Annotated in this window: 16 protein-coding genes; 10 read left to right on the top strand and 6 right to left on the bottom strand. The window is 40.1% G+C overall.

Annotation, left to right across the window (positions count from 1 at the left end):
• Positions 1-164: 164 nt before the first annotated feature.
• Positions 165-1487, top strand: coding sequence for a glutaminase (locus B806_RS0113505; RefSeq protein WP_002060167.1), 1323 nt, complete (start codon positions 165-167; stop codon positions 1485-1487).
• Here B806_RS0113505 and B806_RS0113500 read toward each other — a convergent pair.
• On the bottom strand, positions 1454-2242 hold the full coding sequence (locus B806_RS0113500; protein ID WP_017403154.1) for a helix-turn-helix transcriptional regulator: 789 nt from the start codon (positions 2240-2242) through the stop codon (positions 1454-1456). The two genes, B806_RS0113505 and B806_RS0113500, sit on opposite strands and share 34 nt — an antisense overlap.
• Positions 2243-2348: 106 nt before the next feature.
• On the opposite strand from B806_RS0113500, the gene B806_RS0113495 reads away from it, so the two are divergent.
• Positions 2349-3569: an MFS transporter gene (locus B806_RS0113495; protein WP_017387121.1), complete on the top strand. Its 1221-nt coding sequence runs from the start codon at positions 2349-2351 to the stop codon at positions 3567-3569.
• 66 nt (positions 3570-3635) lie between these two features.
• Here B806_RS0113495 and B806_RS0113490 read toward each other — a convergent pair whose 3' ends face one another.
• Complete coding sequence (locus B806_RS0113490) at positions 3636-4781, bottom strand: aldose epimerase family protein (RefSeq protein WP_017387122.1); 1146 nt, start codon at positions 4779-4781, stop codon at positions 3636-3638.
• Between the two features lie 192 nt (positions 4782-4973).
• Here B806_RS0113490 and B806_RS0113485 point away from each other — a divergent pair, with 192 nt between their 5' ends.
• Positions 4974-5420 (top strand): hypothetical protein, encoded by a 447-nt coding sequence (locus B806_RS0113485; RefSeq protein WP_017387123.1) that lies wholly within the window; start codon positions 4974-4976, stop codon positions 5418-5420.
• Between the two features lie 11 nt (positions 5421-5431).
• Here B806_RS0113485 and B806_RS0113480 read toward each other — a convergent pair whose 3' ends face one another.
• Positions 5432-6307: a LysR substrate-binding domain-containing protein gene (locus B806_RS0113480; protein WP_079381097.1), complete on the bottom strand. Its 876-nt coding sequence runs from the start codon at positions 6305-6307 to the stop codon at positions 5432-5434.
• Positions 6308-6491: 184 nt separating this feature from the next.
• Between B806_RS0113480 and B806_RS0113475 the strand changes: the two genes are divergently transcribed.
• From B806_RS0113475 to B806_RS0113455, 5 genes are all read left to right on the top strand, one after another.
• Positions 6492-7241, top strand: coding sequence for an SDR family NAD(P)-dependent oxidoreductase (locus B806_RS0113475; RefSeq protein ID WP_000926503.1), 750 nt, complete (start codon positions 6492-6494; stop codon positions 7239-7241).
• Between the two features lie 77 nt (positions 7242-7318).
• Positions 7319-8620 (top strand): MFS transporter, encoded by a 1302-nt coding sequence (locus B806_RS0113470; RefSeq protein ID WP_017387125.1) that lies wholly within the window; start codon positions 7319-7321, stop codon positions 8618-8620.
• A gap of 19 nt (positions 8621-8639) precedes the next feature.
• Positions 8640-9485, top strand: a complete 846-nt coding sequence (locus B806_RS0113465) for a transketolase (RefSeq protein WP_079381098.1) — start codon at positions 8640-8642, stop codon at positions 9483-9485.
• A gap of 10 nt (positions 9486-9495) precedes the next feature.
• The gene (locus B806_RS0113460; RefSeq protein WP_017387127.1) at positions 9496-10500 is read left to right on the top strand and encodes a transketolase C-terminal domain-containing protein; all 1005 of its coding nucleotides are present in this window, start codon (positions 9496-9498) and stop codon (positions 10498-10500) included.
• 329 nt (positions 10501-10829) lie between these two features.
• Positions 10830-11429 carry a hypothetical protein gene (locus B806_RS0113455; protein ID WP_017387128.1) on the top strand — a complete coding sequence of 200 codons (600 nt, stop codon included), beginning with the start codon at positions 10830-10832 and terminating at the stop codon, positions 11427-11429.
• A 79-nt stretch (positions 11430-11508) separates the two neighbouring features.
• On the opposite strand, the gene metH is transcribed toward B806_RS0113455, so the two are convergent.
• Positions 11509-15195, bottom strand: a complete 3687-nt coding sequence (gene metH / locus B806_RS0113450; protein WP_017387129.1) for a methionine synthase — start codon at positions 15193-15195, stop codon at positions 11509-11511.
• Positions 15196-15659: 464 nt separating this feature from the next.
• Here metH and B806_RS0113445 point away from each other — a divergent pair, with 464 nt between their 5' ends.
• Entirely contained in the window at positions 15660-17291 is a 1632-nt protein-coding gene (locus tag B806_RS0113445; protein WP_005070664.1) for an inorganic phosphate transporter, read from the top strand.
• Positions 17292-17456: 165 nt separating this feature from the next.
• Positions 17457-18791, top strand: a complete 1335-nt coding sequence (locus B806_RS0113440) for a D-serine ammonia-lyase (RefSeq protein WP_017403153.1) — start codon at positions 17457-17459, stop codon at positions 18789-18791.
• Positions 18792-18838: 47 nt separating this feature from the next.
• Here B806_RS0113440 and B806_RS0113435 read toward each other — a convergent pair whose 3' ends face one another.
• Both B806_RS0113435 and B806_RS0113430 read right to left on the bottom strand, forming a co-directional pair.
• Positions 18839-20386: a hypothetical protein gene (locus B806_RS0113435; RefSeq protein ID WP_017387131.1), complete on the bottom strand. Its 1548-nt coding sequence runs from the start codon at positions 20384-20386 to the stop codon at positions 18839-18841.
• A gap of 553 nt (positions 20387-20939) precedes the next feature.
• The gene (locus B806_RS0113430) at positions 20940-21104 is read right to left on the bottom strand and encodes a hypothetical protein (RefSeq protein WP_000854552.1); all 165 of its coding nucleotides are present in this window, start codon (positions 21102-21104) and stop codon (positions 20940-20942) included.
• Positions 21105-21174: the final 70 nt, after the last annotated feature.

Below are 21174 nucleotides of genomic sequence, written 5' to 3'. Positions count from 1 at the left end.
TTTTGAAAAACCTATAATGAGCTTGAAAAGGGTAAGTCATCGGAATTACAATACTTATAGCGTGATATTTAAATCATTACAAAAGATATAATTTTAATATTATCAGCAGGTTGTGCTGAAATTTTGCGCGATGTTGTAAATCTCCTCATTTAAGGTTACTGACCATGCAAACCCCTCTCCCAGATTATTTGGCAAATGTTATAGAAGCCTGTGACATCGATAACAGCGGTCATCTCGCCGATTATATTCCTGAGTTGGCAAATGCAAACCCAAATCGATTAGCTTTAGCAATGTCTACGGTAGATGGTGAAATTTATTCGGTCGGTGATGATGATGTTGAATTCACCATACAATCAATTTCTAAACCTTTTGTATATGCCTATGTTTTACAACAGCTTGGCATTGATGCAGTACTTGCGAAAGTAGGGGTAGAGCCTTCTGGTGAAGCCTTTAATGAAATTTCATTAGGTAAAGACGGACGTCCGAAAAACCCGATGATCAACTCTGGCGCAATTACTGTACATTCCTTGATTCAGGTCAAGCATGGTTTACATAGCGCAGAAATTCTACGCCGTTTTATGAGCGAGCTTGCTGGTCGTGAATTAAGTTTTGATGAGTCTGTTTATGATTCGGAAGTCAAAACAGCCTACCGTAATCTTTCGATCGGTTATATGTTGCGTACGGTGGGGATTTTGGAAACTGACCCTGTCGATATTGTGAATGGTTACATTCGTCAATGTGCGATCATGGTTACAGTTAAAGACTTGGTACGTATGGGCAGTGTACTTGCTAATGGCGGGGTCGATCCTAGAACTGGAAAGCGCCTATTAAATCGATCTGTAGTTAGACAAGTCCTCAGTGTCATGATGAGCTGTGGTATGTACGATGCAGCGGGTGACTGGCTTTCAACTGTAGGTATTCCTGCTAAAAGTGGTGTAGCAGGCGGTATCTTGGGTGTGCTACCGGGGCAGGTCAGTATTGCTGCTTTTTCACCTCGACTAGATGAGCATGGTCATAGTGTTCGAGGTATTGATATTTTAGAACGATTATCTCGTGACATGGGATTACATCTCATGGAAGGTACACCTTCTGCCCAGACCATTGTACAAAGTCATTACCGTACAGGAAAAGATGCATCGTTAAGTGTGTATGTGCTTCGGGGCGTATTGAAATTTACCGAGGCTGAAATGTTATTGCGTATTTTACAAGACGAGACAACTGACCAAAGCACAATCGTGATTGATTTAACCCAGATCTCACTTATCCACGATGTGGGTAAACGTATGTTTTTAGAAGGCGTGGATCGTCTGATTGATGACGGCCATACTCTTGTTTTAGTCGACCCTGAGCAGCGCTTAGACCATGCCCGAACTGGTAAAGATCGAGAACTGCATGTCTATCATGATTTCGATGATTTGCTCGAAAAGCATGACCTACCTGCAAAAAAAAAGACTTATAGCGACATCGCGGCACTTCTAAACTGCTGAGGTGTTTTTCCTAGATGTCGCTTAAACATCGCACTGAATGCGCTGGGGTTTGTATACCCCAGTGACTCTGAAATTTGAGCAATAGATTCACCATTCGCGATTTTACTCAAGGCAAGTGCAATATACATTTGTTGTAACCATGCCCGATATGACAGTCCAGTTTCTTTTTGGAACATACGCATTAGGGTTCTAGAACTCGCACCAATATCATCAGCCCAATCTGTTAAATCTTTTGAATGGTCAGGCGTATGTAATAACTCTTGGCAAATTTTTAAGAGTCTTTTGTCTTTCGGCCACGGAATCTGAATGGGCAACAAATTGGCCCGATGGATTTCTTCAAAAATCAAAATTTGTAAAGAACGGGAAAGCTCTTGGGACGTTGCTGTATTTGGAGTGTCCTCTCGTTCAATTTCATTTAAACGAATCAAAAGCTCATGCAACAGATTGCTTACCCGAATAATAAAACAATGTTGTCCCATTAAAGCTGCTGCATTTACTTCAACCAATGCCGTATTTAACTTCACGTGACTCAGTGAAATCACGCTGTGCTCTACATGTGCTGGAATCCATAACGCGCACATGGGCGGCACAATCCACACATGATTAGGCGTAAAAACCTGAATAGTTCCAGTAGAGGCATATAAAAACTGCGCACGTGTATGCGTATGGGTAGGCGTGATTTCTCGGTAAGAATGCTCAGAAGATAGCCCAATCACAAGTTCAGACAAATCAGACTGAATAAGAGAATCGGACATAAACTATCCTAAAAATTGTCACTTATACGGTGATTATTGGAAGATAACTTTATAAGCGACAATTTACAATAAGCCTCTCATTTAAAAATATTGGAGTTTTTCAGGTATGACGTCTTCAATACAATTGAAAGATGGTATTGCCAATACCGTTGCAAATGATCAGCCTCAAGGAATGATTATTAAAATTGTAGGCGCCGTGGCGGTCGCACATTTACTGAATGATTTAATTCAGGCGGTGCTACCAGCCATCTATCCAATGCTAAAAGCAAACTTTGCGCTGAGTTTTGCGGAGGTTGGCCTAATCTCGTTTGTATATCAAATTACAGGTTCACTGCTACAGCCTTGGATTGGACTTTATACCGATAAACATCCAAAACCATATCTTCTACCACTCGGAATGGTTGTCACATTCTGCGGCATTATCTTGTTAGCATTTTCACCAAGTTTTGCTGTGTTGTTATGTGCATCTGCACTTATTGGGGTAGGGTCTGCAACCTTTCATCCTGAGGCTTCGCGGGTGGCACGAATGGCATCGGGCGGGCGCTTCGGTACAGCGCAGTCGACTTTCCAAGTGGGCGGAAACACCGGTACAGCCATTGGTCCATTGTTGGCAGCTTTACTAATTGTCCCGTTTGGACAGCATGCAGTTGCGGGCTTGGTGATATTTGCATTTTTAGCGATTTGGGTTTTATTTGGTGTAAGCCGTTGGACAGTGAGCCATGCTAAAAGTCAGGTGGTTGCACGTGCTACCCAAGCACATAGTAAATTGCATGGCCGTAAGCTGATTATTGCTTTGAGCACAATTAGTGTATTGATGTTTGCCAAATTTACCTACATTGCCAGCATTAGTAACTACTTTACTTTTTACTTAATTCAAAAGTTCCATATCAGTATTCAAACAGCTCAGTTGCATTTGTTTGCCTTTTTGGCAGCCGTTGCTTTAGGTACATTTGCAGGCGGCCCAATAGGAGACAAAATTGGCCGTAAAGCTGTGATCTGGGTTTCATTTATTGGTATGGCACCGTTTGCATTAATGATGCCGTATGCAAACTTATTCTGGACAACAGTTTTCTCAATTATTGCAGGTTTGGTGTTGTCGTCTGCTTTTGCTGCAATGGTGGTTTACGCACAAGAAGCTGTTCCGGGCCGTGTGGGTATGATTGCAGGTTTAATGTTCGGTCTTATGTTTGGGGTAAGTGGTATCGCCGCAGCTGGGTTAGGGCATTTAGCGGATATTAACGGCATTGAATGGGTATTTGGTTTATGTTCATTGTTGCCATTACTTGGTTTTGCAACCGCATTTTTACCCAACACAAAAGTAAAATAAATGAAAGACTCTCAGCCATATTCAGCTGAGAGTCTTTTTAATATGAACATAGCCTCATTGAAAAGACTATTTTTGAACACCAAACTTAAATACGGTAACACTGTTATAAGTTTGATTTGGGTTTAAACGTGTAGAAGGGAAGGATGGTTGATTCGGGCTATCTGGAAAATGCTGTGTTTCTAATGCTAGCGCGTCTGCTTGTCGATAGAGCACACCATTTGCGCCAACAATATTTCCTAATAAATGATTGGCTGTATACATTTGAACGCTTGGTTCAGTAGTTAAAACCTGCATGGTCCGTTTAGATTTGGGATCAACCACACTAGCTGCAAGATTGAGTTTCCCTTGAGACTTTTGATTAATTATCCAAGTTTGATCATAGCCATATCCATAGGCCAATTGCTGATTATTCGCTCGAATATCTTTCGCAATCGTCTTAGGCGTTCGAAAATCAAAAGGTGTACCTGCAACTGAAGCAATTTCACCTGTGGGTAAGGAGTTTTGGTCGGTTACCAATATACGGTCTGCATTGAGTTGTACCACATGATCTAGTACGCCATAAGGATTATTCCCAGCGCCTGATAAGTTGAAATAACTGTGGTTGGTGAGATTGACGACTGTCGGTTGATCAGTTTTGGCTTTATATTCAATCTGGAATTCATTTTGATCTGAAAGACTGTAGATCACTTCTAAATCTAATTTTCCGGGAAATCCTTGATCACCATTTGGACTGGTTAACTTCAGAGACGCTTTAACGGTTTCACCTTTAGAAACCAGAGGCTTAACTTGCCATACACGTTTATCAAAACCAGGATTGCCGCTATGTAATGAGTTCGGGCCATTATTTTTTTCGAGGTTATACGTTTTTCCATCTAAGCTAAATTTAGCATTGCCAATACGGTTCGCATAACGACCAATTAATCCGCCAAAATGAATTCCTTCCTTGGTATCAGTAACTTCATAGCCTTTTAGATCATCGAAGCCCAAAACGATATTATTTTGTTTACCTTGGGCATCGGGAGTCAAAATCTGTGTAATTACACCACCGAAGCTAATAAAAGAAACTGAGACTCCTTTGTTATTGCTCATGGTGTATAGATCAACTTTTTGACCGTCTTGAGTTGTACCATATGGTTTTACATTTAATGTGGCTGCATTGGTAAGTTGTGCAAAGCTATAAATCGTAATACCTAAAATTACTAATTTTTTCATGTTTATACTCTATTTTTTAATAGTAAGACTGGATGAATATAAGATTGATTTTTCATCTTTTTAAAGAGGTTTTTATTATATGTAGTGTTAATAATAATCGATTAGTTAATGTTAAATATTGGAAAAACTGGTTCAATTTATGCTTATAAAGAAGCTAATCTTATGAGCAAAATTCAACGGTAAGTTATTTTTATGACTCATTCCGACTCGGTTTTAAAATTTTCACTTGGTCTAAATAGTCTCTCGTTTGATGTAGACAGCCAACACATTCACCTTGAGCAGGGCTTAGGTTTTGTTGGTTCAAAAAGTATCGGCCATGGGGTTGTTGATGAACTCGCTATCGAAAAGATGATTTATTTTATTGAAGAAATCATCGAGTCAAGGCCCCTCAGAAATCTGAATATAAGTGGTGTAGCGGTTACGGCTGACACCGCCATGGCACAACTCAGTGAGTTATTTTTTAGTGCTAAAAAGCAAATCAGCCGTATTGAGCTTGAGCATGGATTTAATAGTTTTATTGAGCGTTTGAGCTACTACACAAATCAAATGGCTCCAAATCAGCTTTATGTTTTTACCTACTTTGTATTTGTTCGAGAGATGATGCATCACTTACGAGTTGAAGAAATTCAAATCATTTAAGAAATGACTTTTCAATCAGCCAACTCATCATAAATCCAGTTTAAAAACAGCTCAATTTTAGGAATAAATTGATGCGTTCGTGGATACACCAAATGATGAGCAGAGATAGGAATCGATAGTTCATCTGCAAAAACTCTAACTAATTTTCTAGATTCTAAGTAATTTTGAGTAAGTAAATTACTTTCTAAAACAAAACCTAACCCGTGTGTGGCTGCCTCAAGTGACATATAAGAGCGGTCAAAACTCAAAGTGTAGGGAAACTCAGGAATGCTTAAACCCTGATGGGCAAACCATTGGGGCCAAGTGACTAAGGTCGAGCGCGATAAAATCAGTTCTTTCTTTAATAAATCTTGAGGTTTATAAACCGGACTACGTTCCAGCAGCTTAGGGGACGCAAGCACTTCAAGCTTTTCATTACGAATCGTTCTGATTTCTACCCCTGTCCAGTTGGGCAAACCATGACGAATATCAATGTCGATCTTGTCGCGAGTAAAGTGCAAATTTTCATAAGAACATGACAAGTTGACCTGAATCATGGGGAACTTTTCTTTAAATGACTCGAGGCGAGGGAGCAACCAAAGCAAACCGAAACTTGGGGATGAATGAATATATAAACTGTCTTTAGGGCTTTTATCGGCAGCTTTTTCAGTCGCTAACATGAGGTTATGCAAAATGGTGGTGACATCTTGAAAATAGCGTTCGCCAGAAGGGGTCAGCGTCACACCACGCGCACCACGAATAAATAAACTCTGCCCAATCATTTCTTCAAGCTTAGCAATTTGGTGACTCACTGCCGAAGGAGTGAGATTCAAATGCTCGGCTGCCTTGGCAACATTGCCGAAACGGGCGGTTTGTTCAAAAGCCTGTAAGGTTTTAATTGAGGGCATCTGGTTGAAATTGTTTTCACTACTATCCATGAAATGATCCGTTTTTAGCCCTAAAACTTATTTGAAAATAGCATAGGCATGAATTTTTTTCATGTCTTGTTGAATTCGAGATGATTGCTGGGCTTTGTGAAAAAAGAGATTCTAAGTCAGAACTCAGGAAATAAAGCGTAAAAGAGGATTGAATATGTTACTACAAGGAAAAGTGGCATTAATTACCGGTGCAGCATCAGAACGTGGAATTGGGCGAGCAACCGCAGAAATCTTTGCACAACAGGGTGCCAAAGTCATTATTGTTGATTTAGATCTTGCTCAAAGCCAAAACGCTGCAAAGGCGCTTGGCGAAGGACATATGGGTCTTGCTGCCAATGTTGCAAATGAAGAGCAGGTCAAAGCTGCTGTTGAACAAGCGCTACAGCACTATGGAAAGATTGATATTTTAATTAACAATGCGGGCATTACTCAGCCTATCAAAACACTTGATATTCAACGCAATGACTATGACCGTGTTTTAGATGTCAGCCTGCGCGGAACACTGATTATGTCGCAAGCGGTTATTCCATCTATGAAAGCAAACGGTGGTGGAAGTATTGTCTGTCTATCTTCAGTTTCAGCACAACGTGGTGGCGGTATTTTTGGCGGGCCACACTATAGCGCTGCTAAAGCAGGAGTGTTAGGTCTAGCAAAAGCGATGGCTCGTGAGTTTGGTGGTGACCAGATTCGTGTAAATTCTCTTACTCCGGGCCTAATCCAGACTGATATTACTGGCGGTTTAATGAATGATGACCGTCGTCACGACATTCTGGCTGGTATTCCGCTGGGCCGTTTAGGTAAAGCACAAGATGTTGCAAATGCAGCACTATTTTTGGCAAGTGATCTATCAGCTTACTTAACTGGTGTCACACTCGATGTAAATGGTGGCATGCTGATTCATTAATGCTTGTCATTTAAAAACTAAAAATAGAATGATGGTCACAAGAGGATACTGTGGCCAAATGTAAAGGGATTCGCATGATGGATACAGTATTTTCATCTGAAGTAGATACAACGGTTCGTAAATCGGCGTATCGAAAAATTGCATTTCGGCTCATGCCATTTTTAATGCTTTGTTATTTTTGTGCCTATTTAGATCGGGTAAATGTGGGTTTTGCCAAACTCCAAATGATGAGCGATTTACAGTTTAGTGAAGCTGTATATGGACTAGGCGCAGGGATTTTCTTTATTGGTTATTTTCTCTGTGAGGTGCCAAGTAACATTGTACTTCACAAGGTAGGTGCGAGACGTTGGATTGCCCGAATCATGATTACATGGGGAATTTTGTCAGGCTGTTTTGCTTTTGTTCAAACCGAATGGCAATTTTACACCTTACGTTTTTTGCTTGGTGTTGCTGAAGCTGGGCTAGCTCCGGGTTTGTTGCTCTACCTCACTTACTGGTTCCCATCTTACCGCCGTGCGCGCATGACCGTACTTTGGTTTATCGCGATTCCAATTTCGGGAATGATTGGTGGGCCACTTTCAGGCTTAATCATGGACCGAATGAGCGGCGTACATGGCTGGTTTGGCTGGCAGTGGATGTTTGTAATTGAAGCCATTCCCACAGTGGTTGTCGGCTTGCTAGTACTTGCTGTTTTAAAAGATTCAGTTCAAGACGCTAACTGGTTAACCCAAGACGAAAAAAACTTGGTGAAGCAAGAGCTTGCTCAAGACAACCAGCACAAAGAAGGTCATGCTAGCGTCAAAGAGTTCATCGCAGATAAACGGTTATGGCTACTGGCAGGTATCTACTTTTGTGTCGTGATGGGGCAATACGCCATTACATTTTGGCTACCAACTCTCATTCGTAACTCGGGCATTAATGATAACTGGCATATAGGTTTGCTCACAAGCCTGCCTTATATGTGTGCCATTGTGGTCATGATTTTGGCAGGGCGTAGTGGTGACCATTTCCAAGAACGCCGCTGGCACTTAATTATTCCGATGTGTGCAGGCGCTATAGCACTCACATTTGCGACTTTATTCGCTTCAAATCTAACGCTCTCTTTAATTTGCCTTTGCATCGCAGCCTCAGGTGTGCTGACGGCATCCTCTTTATTCTGGATGTTACCGACCAACTTTTTGGGTGGTGTTTCCGCAGCGGCAGGTATTGCAGCAGTGAATAGCTTCGCCAATCTTGCAGGATTTTGCTCACCTTATTTGATCGGTTGGGTCACTACCAACACAGGTTCAAATGCAATCGGCATGTTCTTAATCACAGCAGTATTAATTTTCGGTGCCAGTCTGGTTCTGCGTGTTCCGGCAAAACTGGTCAATCGTTAATAAGGAATAGTAAATGACAATGTTAAATGTTGATAAAGCAGGCCAAATTGCCGAGTTGCAACAACGTGCCTACCACATTCGCCAACATGCTTTACGTATGGGGCAAGTACAGGGGCAAGGTTATGTTGGGCAAGCCTTAGGGGCAGCAGATTTGCTCGCCGTGTCTTATTTTCATGCCATGAAATATCAGCCAGAGAACCCTGAATGGGAAGGCCGTGACCGTTTTTATCTGTCTATTGGGCACTATGCAATTGCACTCTATGCAGCCTTAATTGAAGCAAAAATTATTCCGCTTGAAGAACTTGAAACCTACGGAGCCGATGACAGTCGGTTACCAATGTCGGGCATGGCTTCTTACACACCGGGTATGGAAATTACAGGTGGTTCATTGGGGCATGGTCTTGGAATTGCAGTCGGTGCTTGTTTAGGGCTGAAACAGAAAAAGTCGGATGCTTTTGTATATAACTTACTTTCTGATGGAGAGCTAAATGAGGGCTCAACATGGGAAGCCGTGATGTCTGCTTCGCATTGGAAACTAGATAACTTAATTGCCATTATTGATGTGAATAATCAGCAGGCAGATGGGCACTCCAGTGAAATTTTAGCATTTGAGCCAATTGTTGATCGTTGGCAGTCATTTGGTTGGTACACCCAACGTGTGGATGGCAACAACATGGAAGCTTTGCTTGAAGCATTCGAACAAGCACGAAACCATGAGGGAGCATGCCCACGTGTCATTATTTGTGACACCAAAATGGGTAAAGGCGTGTCGTTCTTGGAAAGCCGCGAAAAAACACACTTCATTCGTGTTGATGAACATGAATGGGACGATGCTTTAAATATTTTGACCCATTACGGACAGTAAGGAATACACCATGAGCCAGTTAGCTAATCCTCCTAAGAAAAAACTAACCACTTCGGCAATGATTGCTTCTATTGCTGCCGAGGGCCAACCGACCAAACCAGCACCATTTGGACATGCACTGAATGCCTTAGCAAAAGAGCGTGACGATATTGTGGGGTTATCAGCAGATTTATCTAAATACACTGATCTACATATTTTTGCTAAAGAAAACCCAGACAAGTTTTTCCAAATGGGTATGGCAGAACAACTTTTGATGAGTGCAGCAGCAGGACTTGCTCGTGAAGGGTTTGTTCCTTTTGCAACAACTTATGCCGTATTTGCATCACGCCGTGCCTACGATTTTATTTGTATGGCAATTGCGGAAGATAACCTGAATGTCAAAATTGTAGCAGCACTTCCGGGGTTAACCACGGGTTATGGCCCAAGTCATCAAGCGACAGATGATATTGCGATTTTCCGCGCTATGCCGAACTTGATGGTTATCGATCCATGTGATGCCTTGGAAATAGAACAGGCGATTCCTCAGATTGCCGCGCATAATGGTCCGGTATATATGCGTTTATTACGCGGTCAGGTTCCGTTAGTGCTCGATAAATACAACTACCAGTTTAAATTGGGTAAGGCACAGGTGATTAAACCGGGTAAAGATTTACTCATTATTTCCACTGGTCTATTGACTATGCGTGCGCTTGAGGCAGCCGAAGAGCTTGAAAAAGAGGGCATTGAGGTTTCTGTGCTGCATGTGCCTACCATTAAGCCTTTAGATGAACAAACTATTTTGGCCGAAGTCGCAAAAGGTGGCCGTTCTGTTTTAACTGCCGAAAATCATTCAGTGATTGGTGGTTTAGGTGAAGCTGTCGGCTCACTACTTCTAAGAAATGGGCAACATCCTCGTTTTGACATGATTGGTTTGCCAGATGCATTTTTAGATGCAGGCGCATTACCCACTTTGCATGATCGATATGGTATTTCAACTGAAGCAGTTAAAGAGAAGATTAAGTCACATTTGAAGTAGATTAATTTCTGTTTAGGATAGAATCCAAAATAGATTATTTAAAATCTCCTAATATTAAAAGTTGGGGGATTTTTTGTTTAAATTCAATAATAAAATATAATAGGTAGCTAAGAATATTTAAAATTTTAATTTTAACAGAATTGAGGTGAATTTTATTTTTATTTAATGTATATTTGTTTGTTAAATACAAATAGAATTTTCAAAATATTAAATATTTATAGGGTTGATTGGAGTATATAGGATTGTTTTATATATATTCTATTATTAAATGAAAATTTTTTATGGTATAAACTTTTATTTTTATAATTATATTAAATGAGGGCGGTCTATTGAGTTTAATTAAAAATATATGCATTTTATTATTAAGTTTTTTATTGGCATCATGCTTATATTCTCCATATACTAAGCCAGACGCAATTTACGTATTTAGTGCTGTCACCAAAACTCCAGAAGGTGTTGTATTTTTTAATAAAAATAAACGTCATCAAGGAATGATTTTTTATAAAAAATCATTATCACTCCTATATAATCTTGGATTATTTTCTAAACTTAATTTTAATTTTAGAGGTTGTTCAGAGTATGTTGAAATTACAAGATGTGTGTGGTCTGCGGATATTGTATTAAATCATTCGGAGGCTGCAAGTTATGGGAGCTTGTTATTGAATGATTATTGGGAAGTAGAAGATAAAGATGGACTATTTTATATACGTACTATAGATGCCGCCAAACGGTTTAAACGATTATTAAATACAAACCAGTCTTATATTAAATTTTTTTATACGGCTCCAGATGGGAATTCTGAGAATGTTGGTAGATTTGTATCTGCCAAGAATATAAAAAATAATTATATTGAAATTATACCTCAGAAAGTTTTAATTTTTAAAAAACCTAGCAGGGTTAGTCGCATACTTCATGTCGATATGAGATAAACATAAAGTAAGAGTTCAATTAAGTTAAATAAATCCATTCATTCCCGAACAAGCGGGAATGAATGGATTTATTTTGATTTTAAACAATCGAATCATCTAAATTCGGCGCTAACCAACGCTTCGCTTCATCCAGTGTCCAACCTTTACGTTTTGCATAATCTTCAAGTTGGTCTTGTGAGATTTTACCCACGTTAAAGTATTCACTTTGTGGATGAGAATAATAGAAACCACTCACCGAAGATGGTGGCATCATTGCAAAGTGTTCAGTCAGTTTAGTACCGATTTTGTCGGTAGAACCTAACCAGTCGAACAACACCGCTTTTTCAGAGTGCTCTGGGCAAGCAGGGTAACCCGGTGCAGGGCGAATACCGACATATTTCTCTTTAATCAGTTCTTCATTGCTAAGCTGTTCATCCGCTTTATAGCCCCAGAACTCTTTACGAATGCGTTCATGTAAGTGTTCGGCAAAAGCTTCAGCAAAACGGTCTGCCAATGACTGAACTAAAATTGCAGAGTAGTCATCACCTTTAGCTTTGTATTCATTTGCCAGTTCTTCTGCACCAAAAATCGATACAGTGAATCCGCCTAAGTAGTCCTGTTGTTCACGGTCAGTACGAATATAATCTGCCAAAGACAAGTTTGGTTTACCTGTCACTTTGTCAGATTGCTGACGTAAGTGCTCAAAAGTATGCGTAACATTTTGACCAGCTTCATCAAATACGCTCACTGTGTCTGCATCAGTGCGCTGTGCAGGGAACATACCGAATACGGCACGAGCATCAAAACGATTGTTGTCGATAATATCTTTCAACATCGCTTGAGCTTGGTTATACAAATCTGTTGCAGCTTCGCCGACCACTTCATCTTCTAAAATTTTCGGGAATTTACCTGCCAAGCTCCAAGAAATGAAGAATGGTGTCCAGTCAAAATACTCTACAATGGTTGCAAGAGGGTAGTTAGTGAGAACTTGTGTTCCTAAAAGATTTGGTTTTGGTGGTACATAGCTTTCGTCAATTTTAAAACCGTTTTCAACTGACTCAGCATAGGTCAATTTTGCAGCTTTTGGCTGTTTGTTGGCTAAGCGCTCGCGAATCTTGGCATATTCAGCACGGTGCTCTGCAATAAAGTTTCCACGCATTTCTTTCGAAAGGAGAGTGGTTGCAACACCCACCGCACGTGAAGCATCGGCAACATAAATCACAGCATCGTTTTGGTACTGAGGATCAATTTTTACTGCAGTGTGTGCTTTAGAAGTAGTCGCACCACCAATTAATAAAGGAATGTTAAAGCCTTTGCGCTGCATTTCTTTCGCAACAAATACCATCTCATCTAAAGATGGAGTAATCAGACCTGACAAGCCGATGATGTCACATTTTTCATCAATTGCAGTTTGTAAGATTTTCTCGCAAGGGACCATCACGCCAAGATCAACAATGTCATAACCATTACAGCCGAGTACTACACCTACAATATTTTTACCAATATCGTGTACGTCGCCCTTAACAGTTGCCATCAGGACTTTACCTTTAGATTGGCTACCTGTTTTTTCAGCTTCAATGTACGGGTTGAGCCAAGCCACAGCTTGCTTCATAACACGTGCAGATTTCACAACTTGTGGTAAGAACATTTTGCCCGAACCGAACAAGTCACCAACCACGTTCATACCGTCCATCAAAGCGCCTTCGATTACATCTAAAGGACGTTTGGCTTTGAGGCGAGCTTCTTCGGTATCTTCATCAATGTAAGTGGTAATACCTTTGACTAACGCATATTCAAGACGTTTTTCTACAGATTCATTACGCCATTCAAGGTTCTCGGCTTCTTTTGTAGCACCGCCTTGGCCACGGTATTTTTCAGCCACTTCAAGCAATTTTTCAGTCGCCGCCTGACCAGACTCACCTTGGTTTTGGTTTAAGATGACATCTTCAACAGCTTCTTTTAGCTCGGCTGGAATATCATCATAAATTGCCATTTGGCCAGCATTCACAATACCCATGGTCATGCCTTGCTTGATGGCATGGTACAAGAACACAGAGTGAATGGCTTCACGAACAGGCTCGTTACCACGGAACGAGAACGAAACATTCGACACACCACCAGAAATCATAGCGTGCGGTAAGTTTTGTTTAATCCAACCTGTGGCCTCAATGAAATCGACGCCATAATTGTTGTGTTCTTCAATACCTGTTGCTACTGCAAATACGTTTGGGTCAAAAATAATATCTTCAGCAGGGAAGCCGACATCATTAACCAAAACATCATAAGAACGTTTACAGATTTCACGTTTACGTTCAGCAGTGTCGGCCTGACCTTTTTCATCAAATGCCATGACAATAATCGCAGCACCATATTGACGGCACAGGCGAGCTTTTTCTACAAACTCGTCATAACCTTCTTTTAAAGAAATCGAGTTAACAACGGGTTTACCTTGTACGCATTTTAAGCCAGCTTCAATGATTTCCCATTTTGATGAGTCAATCATGATTGGCACACGTGAAATATCTGGTTCAGAAGCCACAAGGTTTAAGAAATGCACCATCGCATTTTGCGAATCGAGCATCCCTTCATCCATGTTAATGTCGATAATCTGTGCGCCAGCTTCCACTTGTTGCTGTGCAACTTCTAAAGCTTCAGCAAAGTTTTCTTCACGGATTAAGCGTAAGAATTTTTTCGAACCTGTAACGTTAGTACGTTCACCCACGTTAACGAACAATGAGTCATCATAAATATTAAATGGTTCTAAACCACTCAAACGGCATGCAGGTACAGTTTCAGGAACTTGACGAGGGGCAATGTCTTTTACCGCATTGGCAATCGCACGGATATGGTCTGGTGTTGTACCACAGCAACCACCAGTAATATTAATTAAGCCACTTTCTGCAAATTCTTTTAAGAATGCTGCAGTTTGCTCTGGCGTTTCATCATATTCACCAAAAGCGTTTGGTAAGCCCGCATTTGGGTGCGCTGAAACAAAGGTATCTGCGACATCGGAAATGGTTTTTACGTGAGGACGCATGGCATCTGCACCAAGCGCACAGTTAAAACCAATCGATAGCAAGTCACCATGACGTACAGAGTTCCAGAACGCTTCGGCAGTTTGACCTGTTAAGGTACGACCCGATGCATCGGTAATGGTCCCTGAAATCATAATTGGTAATTCGCGACCAATCTGTTTAAAGACTTCTTTTACCGCAAAAATCGCAGCTTTACAGTTTAATGTGTCAAATACGGTTTCAATCAAAATGATATCTGCACCGCCTTCAATCAACGCATGAGTCGCTTCAATATAGTTTTCTTTTAGCTCATCAAAGGTAATGTTACGAAAGGCAGGGTCATTTACATTAGGTGAAATTGAACAAGTACGTGATGTTGGCCCAAGCACGCCTGCAACAAAACGCGGTTTATCTGGAGTCGAATACTTCTCACACGCTGCTTTGGCCAAACGTGCTGCTTCACGGTTAATCTCTGGAACAAGATCTTCCATGTGGTAATCCGACATAGAAACACGTGTGCCGTTAAAGCTGTTGGTTTCAATAATGTCTGCACCAGCATCAAGATAAGCTTCATGAATACCTTGAATGATTTGAGGTTGTGTCAGAACTAGAAGGTCATTGTTACCTTTTAAGTCATGTGCCCAATCGGCAAAACGCTCACCACGGTAGTCAGCTTCTTCCAATTTATGGCGCTGGATCATAGTTCCCATTGCACCATCAATAATCAGAATGCGTTTAGCAAGAAGCGCTTTTAGGGTGGCAAGCGTAGACATAGAAAACCCCGATCTTTTATATGAATTTAAAAATGCGGCGCTATTGTAACAGAATAGTTGCGCAATTGATGACCTATAACGACCCATCATTCACTGTAATAGATTCATTAAAAAACGGCTTTTATGACAAATGAAGACTGTTTTTTCATCAAATATTCATAAAATGATCATGATATTGAAATATTTTATCTCCAATATTCGGTTTTATGACAGTTTCGGTGTTTAAAAAGTAGTCGTTCAGGTAATTTTTTAGATATTCTTGCTTCAAAAATAGTCATAAAATAGATGGGTGGGGATTTATGTAAATTATTGTATTTAAATAAAAAAATAAAAATCATAGAGGAAAGGTGCATCAAATGAGGTCAAAATGTGAAAAATTGACTTCATCAGGCGCCGCTTTGTCATATAATTGTCATAATTTAATTTAAGAATACAGAGGATTTTTTTATCCTCTTACCGTCTGCATGAATTCTAATCTACCCCCTGTTTCGGATTCAAAACTTGCGGCAAACCTGCAAGTCAAATCGACGAATGTACATGTCCCGACACCTAAATTTTTTATGCCGGTGTTTCTGACGATTATTGTTGCAACACTTATTTATATTGGATTTCAGGTGAGTGCGGATTTAGCGCATGTACCACCTTTGAGTCTTTATTCAGTTATTCTTTTATCAACTGCACTCTTGATTGCTTTAGGCTTTGAGTTTGTAAATGGCTTCCACGATACTGCAAATGCAGTGGCAACAGTGATTTACACCAATGCTTTACCAGCACCGGTTGCAGTCATGTGGGCTGGTTTTTGTAATTTCCTTGGGGTAATGGTTGCAAGCGGCGCAGTCGCTTACGGCATTATTGCATTGTTACCTGTTGAATTGATCATGAATATGGGTAGCGGTGCAGGTTTCGCAATGGTTTTTGCGCTTCTTATTGCTGCGATTCTCTGGAACTTGGGTACTTGGTTCTTAGGTATTCCTGCATCTAGCTCACATACCTTGATTGGTTCAATCTTGGGTGTGGGCATTATGAACCATCTATTGAGTGCATCGACTGGCGTGACGACCAGTGGCGTTGATATGGATCAGGTGATTAAAGTCGGTAAGGCATTATTATTTTCACCTTTAATTGGTTTCGCTTTTGCAGCGATTGTATTCTTGTTGGTTAAAACTATTTTTAAACGCCAATTAGAATTATTCCAGCCACCTGAAGGGAATAAACCACCACCAGCAATCATTCGTGCAATTTTGATCTTTACCTGTACAGGTGTGAGTTTTGCACATGGTTCTAATGACGGTCAAAAGGGTATGGGACTCATCATGCTGATTTTGGTTGGTCTGGTGCCGTTGGCTTATTCATTAAATAAAAATCTTGATACTCAGCAAGTTCAATCATTCCATCAGCTTTCTTCTCAAACTGCCGTATTTTTGAATCAAAATCAGCCAGAATTAACCGATGAAAAAGCACGTGTTATTCTGACTAAATATATTCAAACTAAACAGCAAACTCCGGAAGTTGTGCCTGCATTGGCAAGTATGACTGATCACTTGGGTGAGCGAGTTTCTAGCTATAGCAACTTAAAAGATATTCCTGAAGCTGCAATTAGCGAAATTCGTAATGACATGTATTTAAGCACCACGACGTTTAAGCGTTTGGATAAAGCAGATGCTTTACCAAAAATGGATGACTCACAGAAAAAGCTTGTGAAAGAATACCGTAGTAGCTTAGATTCATTCTTACAATACATTCCGACTTGGGTAAAAGTGGCTGTTGCTTTAGCACTTGGTCTAGGCACAATGGTGGGTTGGAAACGTATCGTTGTGACTGTAGGTGAGCGTATTGGTAAGCATCACATGACTTATGGTCAAGGGATGTCTGCTGAGCTTGTTGCAATGAGTACAATTGCAGCTGCTGATGGTTTAGGTATGCCAGTTTCAACAACACACGTTTTAAACAGTGCTGTTGCGGGTACGATGGTCGCGAATAAATCAGGTTTAAACTTTAATACTGTGAAGACAATTCTCTCTGCATGGGTATTTACTCTTCCTGCAACAATCTGCTTGTCAGGTGGTTTGTACTGGTTATTCTTACAGTTTGTATAAAAGCATTTAAAAAATTAAAGCCACTGTTCACAGTGGCTTTTTTATTTGTTTAGTTTTTAAAGTTGAGACTATTTTTCATATACATTCATCTATAAATTAATAGGTTGTTATAGGCCATCAAACAGCTTTATAGATTGGGCTTAAAATTTTATATCAGGATATATTATGAATGCGGTTCAAATAGATCAGCTAAAACAACAATTTCCACTTATTGAAACACTTCAAGCCTATCAAGAAACATTTTGGTTTACACCTCATCGCTATCCTTTAAAAGAAGCTTTAGAAAAAGTTGGACTAACCGCTAAGGATGTAAGTGAAGCAGAAGCAAGACTAGCGCGTTTCGCACCTTATTTGGCAAAAGTATTTCCTGAAACTCAAGCACAACAGGGAAAAATTGAATCAGATATTGTTGAAATTGCTCATATGCAACAAGCACTTTCTTCAGCAAAACAAGTACAGCTTAATGGAAGATTCTGGCTGAAAAAGGATAGTCATCTACCTATTTCAGGCTCTATCAAAGCACGTGGTGGCATTTATGAAGTGCTCACACATGCTGAAAAACTTGCCATGCAGGCAGGGTTACTCAAACCAGAAGATGATTATAGTAAATTAGATCAAGATTCATTTAGGGCATTCTTTTCTAAGTATCAAATTGCAGTAGGTTCTACAGGCAACCTTGGGCTTTCTATTGGCATTATGAGCGCCAAACTCGGCTTTAGAGTCACTGTTCATATGTCGGCTGATGCTAGACAGTGGAAAAAAGACAAACTACGTTCACTCGGCGTTAACGTTGTAGAATATGCTAGTGATTACGGCGTAGCTGTTGAAGAGGGACGAAAAGCCGCAGAGCAAGATCCACACTGCTTTTTCATTGATGATGAAAACTCAACAACATTATTTTTAGGTTATGCCGTTGCAGGAATACGCTTAAAACAGCAATTTGAGCAAAAACAAATTAAAGTCGATGCTGAACACCCATTATTTGTTTATTTGCCGTGTGGCGTCGGTGGTGGGCCTGGTGGGGTGAGTTTTGGACTAAAACTGGCTTTTGGTGAGCATGTACACTGTATCTTTGCAGAACCAACACATTCGCCGTGTATGTTACTTGGTGTCCACACAGGTTTGCATGATCAGATTTCAGTTAATGACATTGGCATTGATAACGTTACTGCGGCAGACGGACTTGCGGTAGGGCGTGCTTCAGGTTTTGTCGGGCGTGCTATGCAACAATTAATCGATGGCTACTACACCATTCACGATGAACGTTTATATGAGCTTATTGCGCTTTTAAATCAAACTGAGAATATTCAGCTTGAGCCTTCTGCGGTAGCAGGCATGATGGGACCGTATTACGTACAGACGAGTCCTGATTACTTGGCTTTACACCAGTTTACAGCTGAGCAGTTTCAGCAGGTAACTCATGTAATATGGGCTACTGGGGGCGGCATGGTGCCACCTGATGAAATGCAAAAATATCTATCGCACTTTCAAGATAAATAAAGAAACTTTAGAAAAAAGCCCAATTCTAAGATTGGGCTTTAATCAAATTATTTTTTAGATGATTTTCTAAAAGGAAGTTTTTCGGTAGCAAAACCATAAATTGCGGCAAAAGGTAGGGCAGTTCGTGCTAAATAAGCCACACGCCATAATCCACCATGATTGGCACCTTCCATCATAAGTTCAAGCGGATGGTCTAAGACAGTTTCAGGATTCGCCACAGAAGACTCATTTCTTAAGTCATGAATCCAGAGCGCCGCCATAATGGCATTGGTGGTTTCAGGGCTAAATGCTTCTACATCGAAAAGTTCTGCGCCGTTAAAAGCTGCTTTCAATAATGGATTTTTAGTCACTGAATGAGTGGTTGTCGATGGTGCAATATTAATGCTGACACGTTGTCCTTGATGGCGGGCCAAAATAGCACGCCATTGTTGAATACGTTTTGCCAAAGCATAGTTTGGACCTTGTTCAACCACTAAGCAGTCGGCAATACCATAAGTTTTTCCATTTTCACATGTAATCAAGTCTTGGTATGGCGCTTGAAAAAAACGATTGAGCGAAAGAGCAGAAACGCCTTTTATTGCCAATTTTTGCATTTTTCTGCGGGATTTAAATTTCTCTTGAGCAGCCTCTGCAACTTCTTTTGGTACTGCATAAACATCGGTTGGAGTACACATAAACATAAGGCTTGTATCAGGCTTATGCTCGCTCACAAATTGCATAATGCTATCCATTGCCATGGAAACGCGGACATGCTTTTCACCATCTAAATAGGCGATTGCTGCCAAATCTAACTTTTGTGGAAACTGCACCAGCCACTGTGATATTTCTGGTAATTGAGTCAGTAAATTTGCACCCAGCTTATCTTTTAAATCAGAAGCTTTTGCTGACGAATCAACGGCTTCAACACATGGTGCAATGAGTGTTGCATTCCCTTGTTGAATCGTATTTAAGATTTTGCCCCAGACTCGTGAGTTTGGTAAATCTACGGCAACAATATTTGCTTTCCATTTGGCTAACCAAGGCAGTGGTCCTGCTTCTGAGGCTGCACCAAACAGCACCATCGTACGGTCAGACAAATCGAACCATTCAGGATGAGCAATAGCTTCACGCAAAGCCTTTGCATGACTTGGTTCAATAATACCAGCTTCTTCCCAGCGTTGAATTTGGTCCAGTAAGCTTTGTCCACTCAGCTTTTGTCCTTTATAAGGAACATACCACTCTGGTGCTGCGTCACTTTCACCTTTAAGTTTTACTGTATAAAGAGGAGTTGATGAAGCAATATGAACTGCATCTTTTAAAAGGTAGTGTTTACCATCACGATAATAATCAAAAATATGGTGAGCTTTATGCAACCCTTGCTTCGCAATAGTAATTGGGTTGTTGATATTAGAAATCCCTTGTTTAACAAGAGCTTTAAAATATAAAGGATAGTTTTTTCGCCAGTTTTTTTCATTCAACACTTGTTGTGCGGTTTTATTATCTACAATAGATAAGGCCTCTGACAAAATCTCTTGGCCTGTAAGAGATGTACTTTGTTTTTTTGTTGGGGCGTGTACCGGAAATTGTAGACCTTCGACTTGACTTGTGCTGGACATAAAATATCTCGTTTATACGACTGGGTTAATATACATGTGTATACATTATCTATGCCAATGAAAGGAAACGAGTGGCAATAACTGACAAAATAATATTGATTATTTATGTGATGAAACGTGAAAGAGAAAGTTATTATGATAAATTCATCTCATTTTGGCCTTAATTTTTTCACATTTTTAGAACATTTTTATAGACTTACGTTACATAAATGTTTATTTTGTATTAAGCAAATACATCAGTATTAACCTGAAGGTAAAATGTTCAAAATGTATCAATAATAGAGATACAGAAATGATTAAAAACTAGACTTTTTTCTTAAGCGGTAAGAAAAGTCAAACGGAATAAGAAAGAATTGGGGTGAAACTAGATAGAAGACAACGTAAGATTGTCTTTTAAAAATCTTGGGGATATGGTGATTTTTTTACACCATAATTTTCTAGTTTCATCCCATCTATTTTTGGGCTGGAACCCTCCATTTAGTATTCAATTCATCACTTGATTGAAGCCTATTTCTTTAGATTAACTTCAAAATTACTTTAAAAGAGGGTATTTCTAACAACGTCCTTTTTTAGCTTGTCCTGGTGGGCAAAAGCCTCCTGGATGTCCGTAATATGGTGAATCAGGGTCAATCACAATACTACCTTCAGGTGTATGGACCGCACAGGCTGATAGTGACATTGTGAAAATTGCTGCGGCACAAAGAAGTAAAGTTTTCATCTTGTTCTCACTTTTTTATCATTCTCATTTGTACTATAAAAACATTTTGATTATTTTTCGATCTAATTTT

Origin of the sequence: Acinetobacter sp. TG2027 (assembly GCF_000302435.1) — a bacterium.
Lineage (GTDB): Bacteria > Pseudomonadota > Gammaproteobacteria > Pseudomonadales > Moraxellaceae > Acinetobacter > Acinetobacter pittii.
The sequence above is the reverse complement of the archived record's forward strand: the minus strand, read 5'-3'. Positions and strand labels throughout refer to the sequence as shown.